The sequence below is a fragment of the Rhodococcus qingshengii JCM 15477 genome, from assembly GCF_023221595.1.
GTDB lineage: Bacteria > Actinomycetota > Actinomycetes > Mycobacteriales > Mycobacteriaceae > Rhodococcus_F > Rhodococcus_F qingshengii.
Genome location: NZ_CP096563.1, coordinates 2,853,382 through 2,869,107, shown reverse-complemented (window position 1 = coordinate 2,869,107; position 15,726 = coordinate 2,853,382). Strand labels below are relative to the sequence as shown.

The window sequence follows — 15,726 nt, the reverse complement described above, 5'->3', positions numbered from 1 at the left end:
CCTGCGAGAATGACAGGGTGAGAAGCGAAACGCTCCTGTCCATCACCCCTGCGCTGCGTGAGGCTCTGCTTCGCAATCGATTCGACACCGGAACCATGCTCGAGGCGTTGGGTCCCGAAGTTCACGCTGCTCTCGGTCGAAGTGAGCCGGTGCCCGTGCGCCGCGCCACCCGAGAACTCGGGGACCTGGGCGTTCTCATCAGACTGTTCCTTCTCGCCGATGACTGCCCGGCGGGCGACGTCGCCGCGGCGCTGGCTCCGCTGACAATCGCGCAGTGCGTCGACGCCGGTCTGCTCGAAGGTGAGAACTTCGACAGTGAGAATCCGCTCGTGCGGGCCGCGGTGGATCTTCGCCCCATCGACGTCGGCGACGGCGATCGTTGGGTGATCTCGGATCTCGACGGCGGAATCCGTCCCAAGAAGGCCACGGCCGATCATGTGCTGGGCGTCGGGCATGCGTCACTGTCCTTGCTGCAGGCCACGCCCACCGCGAGGGTCGGCAGCGTGCTCGACCTCGGTACCGGATGCGGCATCCAAGCCCTGCACGCGAACACGTACGCCGATTCGGTCACCGCAACCGACATCAATCAACGTGCTGTCGACCTCACGGCAGCAACCATGGCCCTCAACGGACTGGACGTCGAACTCCTTCAAGGGTCCTGGTTCGAACCCGTCGAGGGTCGAACCTTCGACCAGGTGGTCGCCAATCCGCCGTTTGTCGTCGGCGAGGCACGCGTCCATCACACGTACCGCGATTCCGGCCTCGATCTCGACGGTGCGAGCGAATTGATGATCTCGCAATCGATCGACTACCTGAACCCCGGCGGCACGGCAGCTCTGTTGGCGTCCTGGGTGCACGTCGAAGGGCAGGACTGGCGGTCGCGGATCGCGTCGTGGCTGCCGGCCCACGGCGTCGATGCCTGGGTGGTCCAGCGCGATGTCGCGGATCCGGCTCTGTACGTCGGTACGTGGCTCAAGGACGGCGGGCAGGATCCGCGAGATCCGGAAACGGCATCGAGAGCAAACGCCTGGCTGGATCACCTCGAAGAATCCGACGTCGAGGGCGTCGGCTTCGGTTTCGTGTTCCTTCGCCGCACCGACTCCCCCACCGACCTGATGGCCGAGGACCTCATGCACGGCTTCTCGGACCCGCTCGGGGCCGAGGCGCTCGCTTACTTCGACCGTCTTGCCTGGTTGCGTGAACACGACGTCCTCGAGGAACGCTTCGTCCTCGATCCGGACACGGCTCTCGAACGCGTCTACCTCCCCGGTGACGAGGGATGGCAACAAGTGGTCACGCGTGTGCACCGCGGCAACGGACCGCACTGGCAGCACGAGATCGACGAGCTCGGTGCTGCGCTGTTGGCCGGACTCCGAGCTGATGGACTGGTGGTCGACGAATTGATCGAACTTCTTGCCGCGGCGAACGGCGAAGACCCGGACCAGCTACGTGAGGCCGTCGTCACAATGATGGTCTCGCTGGTTCGGCACGGGTTGGTGCTTCCCGTCACGAACTGAGTTCCCGGTGAGTTGCAGATTTTTGTGTTCTCAGCAACTTCTCAGGACGACTGGGAAATAACTGCAGGTCACGGCGATTTAGCGGAAATCGGCACGGGAACTTTCCCGGAACTCTCACACGTTGAACTGTGTGAGAGACCGCCGATAGGGAGGCAAGTCATGACAAGCCCCAGCACCACTACTCGCATTCGTCCGAGCGCCGCAGATCTGGACGCCCAGAGCCCGGCCGCAGACCTGGTCCGCGTCTACCTGAACGGGATCGGTCGTACTGCACTGCTGACAGCAGCAGACGAGGTCGAACTGGCGAAGCGAATCGAAGCGGGGCTGTACGCCAGCCACGTCCTTGCCACGGGAAAGCGCCTGACAGTCGCCAAGAAGAGGGATCTCGCAACGATCGTTCGCGAGGGACAGTCGGCACGTAGCCACCTCCTGGAAGCGAACCTGCGACTCGTCGTGTCGCTGGCCAAGCGCTACACCGGCCGCGGCATGCCGCTCCTCGATCTGATTCAAGAAGGCAACCTCGGACTCATCCGTGCGATGGAGAAGTTCGACTACGCCAAGGGCTTCAAGTTCTCGACGTACGCCACCTGGTGGATCCGTCAGGCAATCACCCGCGGAATGGCTGATCAGAGCCGCACCATCCGGCTCCCAGTCCACCTCGTGGAGCAGGTCAACAAGCTCGCCCGCATCAAGCGCGAACTGCACCAGCAGCTCGGGCGAGAAGCCACGGACGACGAGTTGGCCGAAGAGTCGGGCATCCCGGCGCACAAGATTGCCGACCTGCTCGACCACAGCCGCGACCCGGTAAGCCTGGACATGCCTGTGGGCAACGACGAAGAAGCGCCCTTGGGCGATTTCATCGAAGATTCCGAGGCGACCTCGGCCGAGAACGCCGTCATCGCCGGTCTACTTCACAGCGATGTGCGCAGCGTGCTCGGGACGCTCGACGAGCGGGAGCAGCAGGTCATCCGACTTCGCTACGGTCTCGACGACGGCCAGCCCCGCACCCTCGATCAGATCGGCAAGCTCTTCGGCCTCTCGCGTGAGCGGGTTCGTCAGATCGAGCGTGAGGTCATGGGCAAGCTCCGCGTCGGCGATCGCGCCGAGAAATTGCGGTCCTACGCGAGCTGATCAAACAACACAGCACGTGCGTCAGCGCGCCACACCACTCGCGCTGACGCACCGCACAAAGCACCGGCCACCGCTACTTCCCTCCCCCTCGGGAATGTGCGGTGGCCGGTGTTGTTCACTGTGTCTACCGCAGCCGCCTGGGCCCCAGGTCGATTGCGCTCGGCTCAGGTCCGATTCGGACACGTGAATCGGTGATCTCCGCGCCGGTAGCCGAAGCGAGTACCGGCTCACAGGCCAGTTCGCGGACTTCGGGAATGTCGTCGGCCAGCGCCGAGATGCGCTGAACCAGATCAACCAACGCACCCTTGTTGACCGGAACGGCGTTGCGGTATCCGGAGAGAAGCGGCGCGGCCTTGGGCGCGTCGATCAATTCCGTAGCAGCGTCCTCGGTGAGAGGCAGTACGCGATAGGCACGGTCACCGAGGAGATCGGAGATCACACCGGCAAGCCCGAACGAGATCAGCGAACCGAACGACGGGTCGTCTTGGACACCAACCACACATCCGATGCCCTTGGTTGCCATTTTCTGCACGTGCAGCAGCGGTTCACCCGACGCGGCCGCAAGATCTCGGTAAGCGAGGCGCACCGATTCCGGTCCACTCAGATCCAGCCTGACGCCGCCCAGATCCGGTCGGTGTCGCCACATTTCGCCGGTTGCCTTGACCGCGACCGGGTAGCCGACAGCATCCGCTGCCTCTACTGCTTCGTCTTCGCTCAGGACCGAACGGAATTCGACGACGGCGACCCCGTAACACTCGAGCAGCGCCGCCGCTTCCACATCTGAAAGCCAACGGCCAGGAGAGTTTTCAAGCCAATCTGCCACCATCTTCTGGGCTCGCTCGGAGTCGATACCCACGGGGCGAACCACCTTCGACGCAGGCTTGCTGCGCCACTCCGCATATCGCCAAGCCCTCGCCAACGCCAGGGCGGCACGCTCCGGCCCCGGGTAGGACGGCACCGAACCGCGGGTCGGGTTACCGACTTCGTCACGAACCGCCAGGACGTCCGGCACACCCTCAGCTGCGAGGAACGTGGTGAGAATCGGCTTGTCCGAGCCTGCGACGGCGTCCTTGAGTGCTTTCGCGAACGGCTCGACCGGAATGGCGACCGGAGGAACGAAGACGGCAATGACGGCATCGACGTCGAACGACGCCAAAGCGTCGCGCACGGCAGTGGCGAACAGTTCCGGACTCGCCTGGGCGCCGAGGTCGACCGGGTCGCTGACCTGCAGACCTTCACTGCGGGCCGCGTCCGCAGCAAGGACACCGAGCGCGGTCGAGTTGCCGATGACCGCAAGCCGGGGGCCGGCGGGCAACGGTTGGTATCCGAAGAGCAAGGCGCAGTCGAACAATTGTGAAATGGACCCGACCTGAATGACGCCCGCCTGTTCGAAGAGGGCGCGGACGATCGAATCGTCGATCTCGACTCCGGTGGCGGCGAGCACCGGCGGAACCGCGTGCCGACCGCTCTTCACTGCGACGATCGGCTTCTTCCGCGCAACTCGACGCGCGATGCGAGAGAACTTCCGTGGGTTGCCGAAGCTCTCCAGATAGAGAAGGACCACTTCGGTGGACTGGTCGGAATCCCAGTACTGCAGAAGGTCGTTACCCGAGACGTCCGCACGGTTACCGGCGGAAACGAAGGCGGACAATCCGATTCGGCTGCGCGCGGCTTCGTCGAGAATGGCGATACCGAGCGCGCCGGACTGACAGAAGAAGCCGACGTTGCCTGCCACCGGCAAGACCGGCGCGAGCGTCGCATTCAACGAAATCGCCGGGTCGTTGTTCGCGACACCCAGCGCATTCGGGCCGATGAGGCGCATACCGTGAGCGCGCGCTGCATGGACCAGTTTGCGTTCGGACGAGCGCCCGTCCGGACCACTCTCACTGAAGCCCGACGAGACGACCACCAGCGCTTTGACGCCCTTGTCGAGGCAGTCGTCGAGTACCGAATTGATCGATTCTGCAGGTACAGCCACGACGGCGAGATCGACGTCGTCGGGGATGTCACGAACCGTCGGATATGCCCGAACGCCGTGTACCGAACGATGCTCCGCGTTGACGGGATAGACCGGTCCGGTGAATCCGCCGCGCAGCAGGTTGGTCAACACCGCGTTACCCACTTTGGCCGGGTCCGCTGATGCGCCGATCACCGCCACCGATCGCGGGCTGAGCACGTTTCCCATGCTGCGGGCCTCAGCTGCCCGCTCACGCGAATTGCGTACTGAAACAAGCGCTTCCGTCGGGTCGATCGCGAATTCGAGTCTCAGCACGCCACCGTCGAAAGAGCGGCTCACCTGATACCCCGCCTCACGGAACACCGTCACCATGTTGCGGTTCTCGGAGAGGACCTCGGCGACGAACATCGTCAGACCGTTCTCGGCCGCTGCCGCTGCCAGGTACTCGAGCAGGATCGGGCCGAGGCCGCGCCCCTGGTGTGCGTCGGCGACGACGAAGGCGACCTCGGCAGACTTTCCGTCACCGACGTCGAGCAGTCGCTCGTATCGACCCACCGCGATGATCTCGTCGCCGAGCATCATCACGAACGCCACACGGTTGTGGTGGTCGACCGTCGTGAAGTTCTTGACGTCGCGCGCCGACATCGTGGGGTACGGGCCGAAGTAGCGCAGATACCGGGTGCGCTCGGAGAGTTTGCCGTGGAATTCGACGAGCTTGTCCGCGTCTTCGGGAACGATGGGTCGCAACGCCACCGCTCCGCCGTCGGAGGCGAGAACATCGACTACCCAGGAATGGGGATAGGTGTGAGCGGGGTCGGTCTTCGGCGCCTGGCCGCTCGCCTCGCCGCCGACAGCTTCGGTATCGGACTGTTCAGTCACGGGGATCCTCCGGGTCGAGTCCGAGTAGCGGGAACGAAGCGCGACGTGTCGCGATGATCGCCGAGTCGATACGGGTGAGTGCACGGTCCACCGAGGCGACACCTGTCTCCGGTGTACCACCCGGGCCGTCCCACGGCGTGTAGGCGACATCGCCGCCGTCCCCCATGGTCGGCGGGAGGTCGACGCTCGGCGCTCGCAGCTTCGTCGATTCCTTCCAGTCTTCCGGGACAGCGGTGTCGACGTCGATCTCGCGATCGAGGGCTGCAGCGATCAAGTGAGTCCATGCCCTCGGCACGACGCGCACCAGTCCGTATCCCCCGCCTCCGACTGCCAGCCACCGCCCCTCGGAGTAGCGGTCGGCGAGGTCACGCATCGCCAGGAACGCGGCGCGCTGACCGTCGACGGTGAGGGCGAGATCCGCGAGCGGGTCCTCGCGGTGCGAGTCGACTCCGCACTGGCTGATGATGATCTGCGGGCGGAAGGCTGCAATGGCTCCCGGGACGACGGCGTGAAATGCACGCAGCCACAACGCGTCGACGGTTCCGGGCAGCACCGGGATGTTCACCGCCGTACCTTCGGCGGCCCCGTCGCCGACCTCGCTCGACCATCCGGTGTTCGGCCACAAGGTTGCCGGGTGCTGATGCAGCGAGACCGTGAGCACCCGCGGGTCCCCGAGGAACGCATGTTGCACTCCGTCGCCGTGGTGAGCGTCGACGTCGATGTAGGCGATGCGGTCGTAGCCGTTGTCGAGCAGCCACGAAATCGCAACCGCCGCATCGTTGTAGACGCAGAATCCAGAGGCCCAATCCGCCATCGCGTGGTGCATGCCGCCGCCGATGCTGACCGCGCGCCTCGTACGTCCCGAAGCGATTTCCTGCGCTGCGGCCAGCGAGCCGCCGGCGAGGATCGCACTGGCTTCGTGCATGTGCGGGAAGACCGGGTTGTCCTCGGTACCGAGCCCGTGGGGAACATCCTGGCCGCTCACACCGTTGTTCGCAGAGTTACCCGCGTCTTTGACCGCTGCAAGATATGCCGGTGTGTGGATTCTGAGGAGGTCGGCATCGGACGCGGCACTCGGTTCGAGAAATTCGATGCCCTCGAGAAGTCCGAGGCTTCGCGAGAGTGCCATCGTGAGATCGAGGCGAGTGGGATTCATCGGGTGATCGGCGCTCCACCGATAGCTCAGGTACTCCGGACTCCACACCACGACTCGATTCGCTCGAGACGCCGCGGGGTCCCCGTCAGATCTGATCGACGCGGTCATGGGATCACGCTACTTCCTTCTCGTTTCGTGCTGCACACCACACTCGTGGCCCGCTTCGGAGACCGAGATCGAGTGACACGAATCCAATTCGGACACGCGCTGGACTCGCCGCGGTGGAGGCGGCACCGGAACCACGAACTGAACGGTAGAATGATCAACTGACGAAGGGGTTGAGTGTGAAGGATCTAGTCGACACCACGGAGATGTATCTCCGGACGATCTACGACTTGGAAGAAGAGGGCGTAGTCCCACTCCGGGCGCGGATCGCCGAACGGCTCGAACAGAGCGGACCCACCGTCAGCCAGACTGTTGCGCGTATGGAGCGTGACGGCTTGCTGATGGTCGCCGGCGATCGACATCTGGAACTCACCGACAAGGGTCGCGATCTCGCGATCTCTGTCATGCGTAAGCACCGGTTGGCAGAGCGCCTGCTGGTGGACGTCATCGGTCTCAAATGGGAAGACGTACATGCCGAGGCATGCCGTTGGGAGCACGTGATGAGCGAGGAGGTCGAGCGTCGGCTCGTCGTCGTTCTGAACAACCCCACGACGTCGCCCTACGGCAACCCGATTCCGGGCTTGGACCAGTTGGGACTCGACGGCCCGGTTGCCACCACCGAAACATTGGTGCGCCTGACCGATATTCCGCACGGCGCACAGACAGCTGTGGTCGTTCGGCGACTGGCCGAGCACGTGCAGTCCGATCCCGAGGTGATCGCGCAGCTGCGTGACGCCGGCGTCGTTCCCGACGCCAGGGTGACGGTCGAAACCCGTCCGGGCTCGGTGACGATCATCGTGCCGGGTCACAGCGGGTTCGACCTGTCCGAGGAAATGGCTCACGCCGTTCAGGTCAAGCAGGTCTGAGGAAGTAGATGAAACTCCTGGTCACCGGCGGCGCCGGTTACGTCGGCAGTGTGTGCAGCACTGTGTTGCTCGAGCGTGGACACGAGGTTGTCGTCATCGACGACCTCTCCACCGGAAATGCCGACGCGGTGCCTGCCGGTGCCGAGTTCATCGAAGGAGACGTGGGAGCGCTTGCTGCCGACGTCCTCGGCAGTGCGGGTTCACCGGTTTTCGACGGTGTGCTTCACTTCGCAGCGCAGTCGCTGGTGGGCGAATCGGTGCTTCACCCTGAAAAGTACTGGCGCGGAAACGTCGTCACGACCATCGAGTTGCTCGAGGCTATCCGTGTCTCCGGTACTCCCCGCCTCGTGTTCTCGTCCACCGCCGCTACGTACGGCGAACCGGAGCAGTCACCCATCGTGGAGACCGCTCCGACCCGCCCCACCAATCCGTACGGCGCGACCAAGCTCGCGATCGATCATGCGATCACCTCGTACTCGATCGCCCACGGCCTCGGTGCGACGAGCTTGCGCTACTTCAACGTCGCAGGTGCGTACAAGTCCGCCGGCGAGAACCGGGTGATCGAAACCCACCTGATTCCACTCGTCCTGCAGGTCGCGCTCGAACAGCGGGACAAGATCTCGGTCTTCGGAACCGACTGGCCCACGCCGGACGGAACCGCGGTACGCGACTACATCCACGTGCTGGACCTCGCCGAAGCACATCTACTGGCGCTCGAATCCTCGGTTCCCGGCGAGCACCGCATCTACAACCTCGGAAGCGGTGCCGGCTTCAGCGTGCGCGAGGTGATCGCCGCCTGTGCGCGGGTCACCGGCCTGCCGATCAACGTCGAGGACGCGTCACGACGGCTGGGTGATCCGGCAGTACTGATCGCATCGAGCGACAAGGCGATTGCCGAGCTGGGTTGGACGCCCACGCGTACCGATCTCGACGTCATCGTCGCCGACGCATGGCAGTTCCTCCAGGATCTGGGCGACCGCTCACACGCTGCTCGCTAGCTTCCATTCGGCAGTGCCGGCGGCAAGCCGGTGATTCCGAGCGATTCCCCGATGGACAATCCGACGGCCGCGAGGTCACGGATTCCGTCGGGGCGCATACCGGATTGCAGCGATAGATCCAGCAATCCCGCCAAGGTGTGTTCCGAATCGGCCGACAGCGCGGCCGACAGCGCAACACCTGCCAGAGGTCCGTCGCCACGCACGTATGCAAAGAAGCCGAGAAGTGTTGCCGGCCAAGCTCGTTCGGGCAACGGGACTTCATGGGTGAGCACGAGCCACAATTGCTCAGCATGTGCCGCAACGGACGTGATCGCCAATCCCAGCACCACGTCGCGCACGCGTACGTCCGTCAATGCGACCACCAGATCGGCGCATTCCTGCGGGTCAGGGCGGTGAGCGCCTGCCTCGACACGGCGGACATGTTCCAACACCAGATCGATCCGGCGCTGAACTGCGGTTTCACCGCTCGGTCCCCCTCTGTGCGCGCTCGACTCTCGTCGGCTCGCGATCAGTCGGGCAATCGTGTCGTGATTGCGAGCGGCGCCGTGTACCCACCGGACCAGTTCCTCACGCGAACGGCGAATGACCCTCCCGCCCAACACCTGTGCTGCCGCAACCGACGAAGATGCCGGGTCTGGCAGGGTGCCGCGGTGAATCGAACGCATGACGCTCGTCCACGGCTGGCCAGATTCTATTGCGGCCGTGCACAATACGTCGGCCAGCTCGACGCAGGTTCCGCCGAGCATGTCTTCGAATACCTCGGCCAGCTCGATGGTTTCATCGATCAGAGTTTCAGCTGCCGAGCAATCGGTGATCACCACGAGAACGACCGCACGCGCGCCTTCCCCGTCACAGACGGCGGCGAACTGGCGCAGCGCCGCGCTCATCTGCCTCGCGGGCTTTCCCCTGACACTGGGAAAGTAGTCGTGCCGCATCACTGGTCCGAGCGTCGAGGCGGAGGCGCCCATCAGAGACAGCGCAACCACAGAGTTGGACGGGTGGAAGCCCAGGAGTGCGGGTATTGCCGCGATCAATTCGCCTGGATCGGAGACGCGTTCGACGCATCCGAGAAGGGCGGCAAGGTCGTCGTCGGAGAATTCGAATTCTCCCGGAAGAGGTGATGTCGTCATGCACACACCGTCGCTGATCACCCTGACCCGGCCGTCTGCTCGACCAGGGAAAACAGCTGCGTCCAACTCGTCTGTGGATTACCGCATTTGTTGGGGACCAAGTACCGCGCCGCACCGAGCAGCTCCGCTACTTGTCGTACCTGTGTGCTGCGAAATCACTTGCCTGCTTTGACCTTCTGCACGGCTGCAGTGAACGCTTGATCCAGCGGTGCCGTCGAGGGCGTCGCAGAACCGAACGTCATCAGTGTTGTCGCCACCCGTACGTCGCCGACCTGCGCGATCAAGGTCAGCATCGTCTGATCACCGGCTGTGGCCTTGGGGGACACGACAGTGCGGCGAAGTGACATCGTCTTGTCGGCATCGATCGGCGACGGCGGAAGAATTTCCGTCGTCACTGCCGTAGTGATGCCGTTCGCAGTGACAGTCATGGACGGGCACTGCCGAGTTTGCGCTTCCAACTCGTCCAGTGGTGCATCGACCTTCGTGAGTTCAACCGAAATCGTTGCCCTCGTCGCGTTGTCGGTCCCGACCGCCATCACGGTCCCGTTCGGACCGTAATCCTGTTCCGGTGGCTCACATTCGGACGGATCGACGGTGGCACCGCGCGGGACGCCGACTAGATCCGGCGCTGCCATCGGAACGGCCTGCGGGGGCAGCACAACAGCGCCGAAGGGCTCGGGGAATTCCTCGGGAGTCAGCAGCAGTTCGGACAGCGGTGCCGCCGTTTTCGGAGAGGTAGATTTCGGCGTCGAGGATTTGGGTGCAGCCGTCGTACTCGGCGCCGCCGTGCCGCTGTCGGTCGCACCGGCAGTCGCCGGCGCGGAGTCCGGAACGGGTGCTCCTTGGACCGACCCGGAGCAGCCCGCGAGTAGTGCAACGGCGGCCACCGCAGCAAGTGAGCATGCGGCCACTCGCCTGGACGATCGTGGACACACCCGCATGTAAGCCTCCGCACTCGACCGATCCCGACAATCGACCAATCCATTTCGGACAAATCGGCCGTGCCGACCTTGTGTTCCACTCTGCCATGTCCGAAGCCGCGCACCCGACATCTAGCGAACGCCCAGGCCAAGTGTCGAAAGATACCGCTCAGCTTCGCTCTCGGCGAACGCCCGTCTCGTCGGATCGGGAATGATCGGTCACCGACTCGGTGTTCTTACCGATGAACGTCTGATCCAGTGCTGTCGGGCACCTGACTCCGATGCTGTCGCGCGTGCGCCGATAGTGGACACTTGAGATCAAGACCGAAGAGCGAAGGGGACTGCGATGGACGAACAGTCGAGGATGTACGAGCTGGAATTTCCGGCGCCCCAGTTGGCGGCTGCCGACGGCCAGGGACCGATCCTGATTCACGGACTCGAGGGTTACTCCGACGCCGGTCACGCCGTGAAGTTGGCGACGACGCATCTGCGCGAAAGCCTCGAGACCGAGCTTGTCGCGTCGTTTGCTGTCGACGAGCTGATCGACTACCGCTCACGTCGACCGACGATGACGTTCAAGGCCGATCATTTCTCCGATTACGACGCTCCGGCGCTCAATCTGTACGCACTGCGCGATACGGCCGGCACGCCGTTCCTGCTGCTCGCGGGGATGGAACCGGACCTCAAGTGGGAGCGGTTCACTACAGCCGTTCGTCTGTTGTCCGAACAGTTGGGAGTGCGTCGAACCATCGGGCTCAACGCGATTCCGATGGCAATCCCGCACACCCGACCGCTGGGTGTGACAGCACATTCGACCAACAAGGACCTGATCCAGGACCATCAGCGTTGGTCAGGTGAACTGCAGGTTCCCGGCAGCGCATCATCACTGCTCGAGCTTCGTATGTCTCAGCACGGGCACGAGGCGATGGGCTTTTCGGTGCATGTCCCCCACTACCTCGCGCAAACGGACTACCCGGGCGCCGCAGAAACTTTGCTCGAAAACGTTTCCGAGGTTTCGGATCTGGAGTTGCCCTTGGTTGCACTGGGTGAGGCCGCGGCGCGCGTTCGGGAACAGGTTAACGAGCACATAGCCGGGAACGAAGAAGTTCAGACTGTAGTCCACGCTTTGGAGCGTCAATACGACACTTTTGTCGCCGCTCAGGAACAACAGTCGTCCCTTCTGGCCGGCGAGGCCGACCTTCCCAGCGGTGACGAGATCGGCGCAGAGTTCGAAAAGTTCCTGGCCGAACAGGCAGGAAATGACGACTTCGGCTCAGCTGGAGACCTCGATCGAGGCGACAACTGACTAAAATGTGACGGGCGGGGCGCATAATTCGACATTGTGCGCATTCCGCAACCCCTCCGTTACCTGGGCTGTTGTTCAGGACACATCCGTCGGATAGCCTCAAACTCTGTGTGATTTTCGTTGACGGCTCAACAACTGGAGCAGACAGTCAACGTGGTCACACGCCGAGCCAGGAGGCGACATGAGCAGACCACGGAACCGTCAGCTCCGACCGGTCCCCGACGAGGAACCGCGGATGATGTTCCGGACGATTCACGGCTACCGACGCGCATTTCGGATAGCCGGCGAGGGTCCGGCAGTACTGCTCCTGCACGGAATCGGCGACAACTCGTCGACGTGGACCGAGATCATTCCCCACCTCGCCAAGAAGTACACGGTCATCGCACCTGACCTGTTGGGTCACGGCCGTTCCGACAAGCCACGCGCGGATTACTCGGTAGCCGCGTACGCCAACGGCATGCGGGATCTTCTGTCGACGCTCGGCATCGAGCACGTCACCGTCATCGGGCACTCGCTCGGCGGCGGCGTAGCGATGCAGTTCTCCTACCAATTCCCACACATGGTGGATCGCCTCGTGCTGGTCTCGGCCGGTGGCGTCACCAAGGACGTCCATCCGCTGCTGCGCCTCATGTCCGTTCCGGTGGTCAACGAGGTGGTAAAGCTGCTCCGGATACCTGGTGCAATGCCGCTCGTCCGGATGGCCGGGAACCTTGCCGGAGTAGTTCACGGTTCAAATCTGCGTCCCGGCACCATGTTGCACGACACACCGGACCTGATTCGCGTGCTCGCTGATCTCCCCGACCCCACTGCCTACGAGGCCTACCTTCGTACGCTGCGGGCCGTCGTGGACTGGCGCGGACAGGTGGTCACGATGCTCGACCGCTGTTATCTGACCGAGAATCTGCCGGTTCAACTGATCTGGGGCGACGACGACTCCGTCATTCCCGTCTCCCACGCTCATCTCGCGCACGCGGCGATGCCGAACTCACGCCTCGAAGTCTTCCGCGGCTCGGGCCACTTCCCGTTCCGCGACGATCCGATGCGTTTCCTGCAGATCGTCGAAGATTTTCTTTCCAGCACCGCACCACTCGTCTTCGACGAGGCTCGCTGGCGCCACATGCTGATCTCCGGGGTCGGCGAGAACACCATCACCGGAACGTCGTCCACCCGCATGGCGGTGCTCGACGCCATGGGCTCGGACGAGCGAAGCGCAACCTGATCTACGGTTGCGGCTAGCCTGTACGAGTGCTGCTGACGGAACTTCTCCCCGACAACGCGGATCCTGAGTCCGTTTTCGACGCCTTCTCTTCGTGGACCATCGAACGAGGTTTGACGCTCTACCCGGCCCAAGAAGAGGCCGTCATGGAGTTGGTCTCGGGTGCAAACGTGATCCTTGCGACGCCGACCGGGTCAGGCAAATCGATGGTGGCGATCGGCGCGCATTTCTATGCGATGTCGCTCGGCAAGCGCACCTATTACACAGCGCCGATCAAGGCCTTGGTGAGCGAGAAGTTCTTTGCGCTGTGTGAAGTCTTCGGTGCCGAGAACGTCGGCATGATGACCGGCGACGCCGCCGTGAACTCGTCGGCGCCGATCATTTGTGCGACGGCCGAAATCGTCGCGAATCTTGCACTGCGCGAGGGCCCGAACTCCGATATCGGCCAGGTCGTGATGGACGAGTTCCACTTCTACTCCGAACCCGATCGAGGTTGGGCGTGGCAGGTTCCGCTCATCGAGTTGCCGCACGCCCAGTTCCTGTTGATGTCGGCAACTCTCGGTGAAGTCGACTTCTTCTCCGAAGATCTGACGCGCCGTACCGGGAAACCCACCACCGTCGTCTCCGGCACAGAACGCCCCGTGCCTTTGATGTTCTCGTACGCGACCACGCCGGTCGGCGAAACCATCGAAGATCTGGTGACCACCAACCAGTCCCCCGTCTACATCGTGCATTTCACGCAGGCCGCCGCCCTCGAACGCGCCCAGGCACTGACGAGCGTCAACTTCTGTTCCAAAGAAGAGAAGGAAGCGATCGCCGAGGCGCTGGGTGGTTTCCGCTTCACCACCGGGTTCGGAAAAACACTCTCCCGCCTGGTCCGGCACGGCATCGGCGTTCACCATGCGGGCATGCTGCCCAAGTACCGACGGCTCATCGAAGTTCTCGCACAGGACGGGCTTCTCAAGGTGATTTGCGGTACCGACACCCTCGGCGTCGGCATCAACGTCCCGATCCGCACGGTGCTGCTCACGGGTCTGGCCAAGTACGACGGCGTCCGCACTCGGCATCTGAAAGCCCGCGAGTTCCATCAGATCGCCGGTCGCGCGGGTCGTGCAGGCTACGACACGATGGGCACCGTCGTCGTCCAGGCACCCGAACACGAAGTAGAGAATCTGCGGGCAGTCGCCAAGGCCGGCGACGATCCGAAGAAGATCAAGAAGATTCAACGCAAGAAGGCTCCCGAGGGGTTTGTATCCTGGAGCGAAGCGACGTTCGATCGCTTGGTCGCCGCATCGCCCGAACCGTTGGTGTCGCGATTCTCGGTCAGCAACTCGATGCTGCTCAATGTCATTGCCCGCCCGGGTAACTGCTTCGACGCGATGCGGCACCTGTTGGAGGACAACCACGAATCGCGTCCGGCGCAGCGCAAGCACATCCTCAAAGCGATCTCGCTGTATCGCGGATTGCTCAGCGCCGGGATCGTGGAACGCCTCGACGAACCCGACGAGTACGGCCGCATGGCTCGGTTGACGATGGACCTGCAACGCGACTTCGCCTTGAACCAGCCACTCTCACCGTTCGCCTTGGCGGCATTCGAACTTCTCGACGTCGAATCCGACAGTTACGCACTCGATGTCGTCTCGATCATCGAGTCGACGCTCGACGATCCGCGTCAGGTTCTGATGGCGCAGCAGCACTTCGCTCGTGGCGAAGCGGTTGCGCAGATGAAGGCCGACGGCATCGAGTACGAGGAGCGCATGGAACTCCTCGAAGAGGTTACGTGGCCGAAACCGTTGTCGGACTTGCTGTTCCCGGCTTTCGAAATGTACCGGGGTGGCCACCCGTGGATCACCGAGTTCGCCCTCTCCCCCAAGTCCGTGGTGCGCGACATGATCGAACGCGCCATGACGTTTGCCGAGTTGATCAGCCATTACGGACTCACCCGGTCCGAGGGCCTCGTCCTGCGCTACCTCGCCGACGCCTACCGCGCGCTGCGACAGACCGTCCCGGCGGAAGCGCGCACCGAGGAACTCGAAGACATCATCGAGTGGTTGGGCGAGCTGATCCGTCAGGTCGACTCGAGCCTGCTCGACGAATGGGAGTCACTCACCGACCCCGGAGCCGAGGCAGATACGGAAGAGGTTGCGTTCGGCGCCGACATTCCCCGTCCCATCTCGGCGAACCCGCGCGCATTCCGCGTCATGGTGCGCAATGCGATGTTCCGACGCATCGACCTCGCGTCGCGTCGGCAGTGGAATGAGCTGGAAAACCTCGAGGACGGTATCGACGCCGCCGAGTGGGAAGAGCAACTACTCCCGTACTTCGAGGAGTACGCAACAATCGGAACCGGGCCATCGGCGCGCGGGCCGGCGCTCTTCCAGGTCACCGAAGAGGGTGAGTTCTGGCGGGTGCGGCAGGTGCTCGAGGATCCGGAGGGCGATCACGGATGGGCACTGCTTGCCGTCGTCGACATCCCGGAATCGGATGCCGCGGGTGAAATCGTGTTCGACGAGCTGAGCGTCGTAGAAGGCTAGCGCCTGTGCGC

General features: G+C 63.4%; 11 protein-coding genes. 7 read left to right on the top strand and 4 right to left on the bottom strand.

The annotated features are described in order from the left end of the window. The first annotated feature begins 17 nt into the window (after nucleotides 1–17). Nucleotides 18–1,517 (top strand): DUF7782 domain-containing protein, encoded by a 1,500-nt coding sequence (locus M0639_RS13195; protein WP_054188517.1) that lies wholly within the window; start codon nucleotides 18–20, stop codon nucleotides 1,515–1,517. A 159-nt stretch (nucleotides 1,518–1,676) separates the two neighbouring features. Continuing rightward, entirely contained in the window at nucleotides 1,677–2,648 is a 972-nt protein-coding gene (locus M0639_RS13190) for a sigma-70 family RNA polymerase sigma factor (RefSeq protein WP_003942639.1), read from the top strand. A 124-nt stretch (nucleotides 2,649–2,772) separates the two neighbouring features. On the opposite strand, the gene M0639_RS13185 is transcribed toward M0639_RS13190, so the two are convergent. Both M0639_RS13185 and M0639_RS13180 read right to left on the bottom strand, forming a co-directional pair. Beyond that, nucleotides 2,773–5,484 carry a bifunctional acetate--CoA ligase family protein/GNAT family N-acetyltransferase gene (locus M0639_RS13185; protein WP_063316509.1) on the bottom strand — a complete coding sequence of 904 codons (2,712 nt, stop codon included), beginning with the start codon at nucleotides 5,482–5,484 and terminating at the stop codon, nucleotides 2,773–2,775. Then, nucleotides 5,477–6,748: an acetoin utilization protein AcuC gene (locus tag M0639_RS13180; protein WP_003942159.1), complete on the bottom strand. Its 1,272-nt coding sequence runs from the start codon at nucleotides 6,746–6,748 to the stop codon at nucleotides 5,477–5,479. Before M0639_RS13180 ends, M0639_RS13185 begins: the two co-directional genes overlap by 8 nt. A gap of 176 nt (nucleotides 6,749–6,924) precedes the next feature. Between M0639_RS13180 and M0639_RS13175 the strand changes: the two genes are divergently transcribed. Continuing rightward, entirely contained in the window at nucleotides 6,925–7,611 is a 687-nt protein-coding gene (locus M0639_RS13175; RefSeq protein ID WP_003942150.1) for an iron-dependent transcriptional repressor DtxR, read from the top strand. Nucleotides 7,612–7,619: 8 nt separating this feature from the next. Continuing rightward, nucleotides 7,620–8,609 (top strand): UDP-glucose 4-epimerase GalE, encoded by a 990-nt coding sequence (gene galE / locus M0639_RS13170; protein WP_003942257.1) that lies wholly within the window; start codon nucleotides 7,620–7,622, stop codon nucleotides 8,607–8,609. Here the strand turns inward: galE and M0639_RS13165 are convergent. Both M0639_RS13165 and M0639_RS13160 read right to left on the bottom strand, forming a co-directional pair. Then, complete coding sequence (locus M0639_RS13165; RefSeq protein WP_197486226.1) at nucleotides 8,606–9,739, bottom strand: DUF4192 domain-containing protein; 1,134 nt, start codon at nucleotides 9,737–9,739, stop codon at nucleotides 8,606–8,608. The genes galE and M0639_RS13165 overlap by 4 nt on opposite strands. 155 nt (nucleotides 9,740–9,894) lie before the next feature. Then, on the bottom strand, nucleotides 9,895–10,650 hold the full coding sequence (locus M0639_RS13160; RefSeq protein ID WP_058038710.1) for a sensor domain-containing protein: 756 nt from the start codon (nucleotides 10,648–10,650) through the stop codon (nucleotides 9,895–9,897). Between the two features lie 355 nt (nucleotides 10,651–11,005). Here M0639_RS13160 and M0639_RS13155 point away from each other — a divergent pair, with 355 nt between their 5' ends. The 3 genes from M0639_RS13155 to M0639_RS13145 all read left to right on the top strand — a co-directional run bounded on the left by M0639_RS13155 (nucleotide 11,006) and on the right by M0639_RS13145 (nucleotide 15,715). Beyond that, nucleotides 11,006–11,965 (top strand): proteasome assembly chaperone family protein, encoded by a 960-nt coding sequence (locus tag M0639_RS13155; RefSeq protein ID WP_003942198.1) that lies wholly within the window; start codon nucleotides 11,006–11,008, stop codon nucleotides 11,963–11,965. A 181-nt stretch (nucleotides 11,966–12,146) separates the two neighbouring features. Further along, nucleotides 12,147–13,184, top strand: coding sequence for an alpha/beta fold hydrolase (locus M0639_RS13150; protein WP_007732813.1), 1,038 nt, complete (start codon nucleotides 12,147–12,149; stop codon nucleotides 13,182–13,184). Nucleotides 13,185–13,210: 26 nt separating this feature from the next. After that, complete coding sequence (locus M0639_RS13145) at nucleotides 13,211–15,715, top strand: DEAD/DEAH box helicase (protein WP_064075587.1); 2,505 nt, start codon at nucleotides 13,211–13,213, stop codon at nucleotides 15,713–15,715. Nucleotides 15,716–15,726 lie beyond the last annotated feature (11 nt).

What these genes read in the sequence shown, in the direction of transcription:
- M0639_RS13190 (WP_003942639.1), top strand. Translation starts at nt 1,677, where the DNA reads ATGACAAGCCCCAGCACCACTACTCGCATTCGTCCGAGCGCCGCAGAT.
- M0639_RS13180 (WP_003942159.1), bottom strand. Translation starts at nt 6,748, where the DNA reads ATGACCGCGTCGATCAGATCTGACGGGGACCCCGCGGCGTCTCGAGCG.
- galE (WP_003942257.1), top strand. Translation starts at nt 7,620, where the DNA reads ATGAAACTCCTGGTCACCGGCGGCGCCGGTTACGTCGGCAGTGTGTGC.
- M0639_RS13165 (WP_197486226.1), bottom strand. Translation starts at nt 9,739, where the DNA reads ATGACGACATCACCTCTTCCGGGAGAATTCGAATTCTCCGACGACGAC.
- M0639_RS13155 (WP_003942198.1), top strand. Translation starts at nt 11,006, where the DNA reads ATGGACGAACAGTCGAGGATGTACGAGCTGGAATTTCCGGCGCCCCAG.
- M0639_RS13150 (WP_007732813.1), top strand. Translation starts at nt 12,147, where the DNA reads ATGAGCAGACCACGGAACCGTCAGCTCCGACCGGTCCCCGACGAGGAA.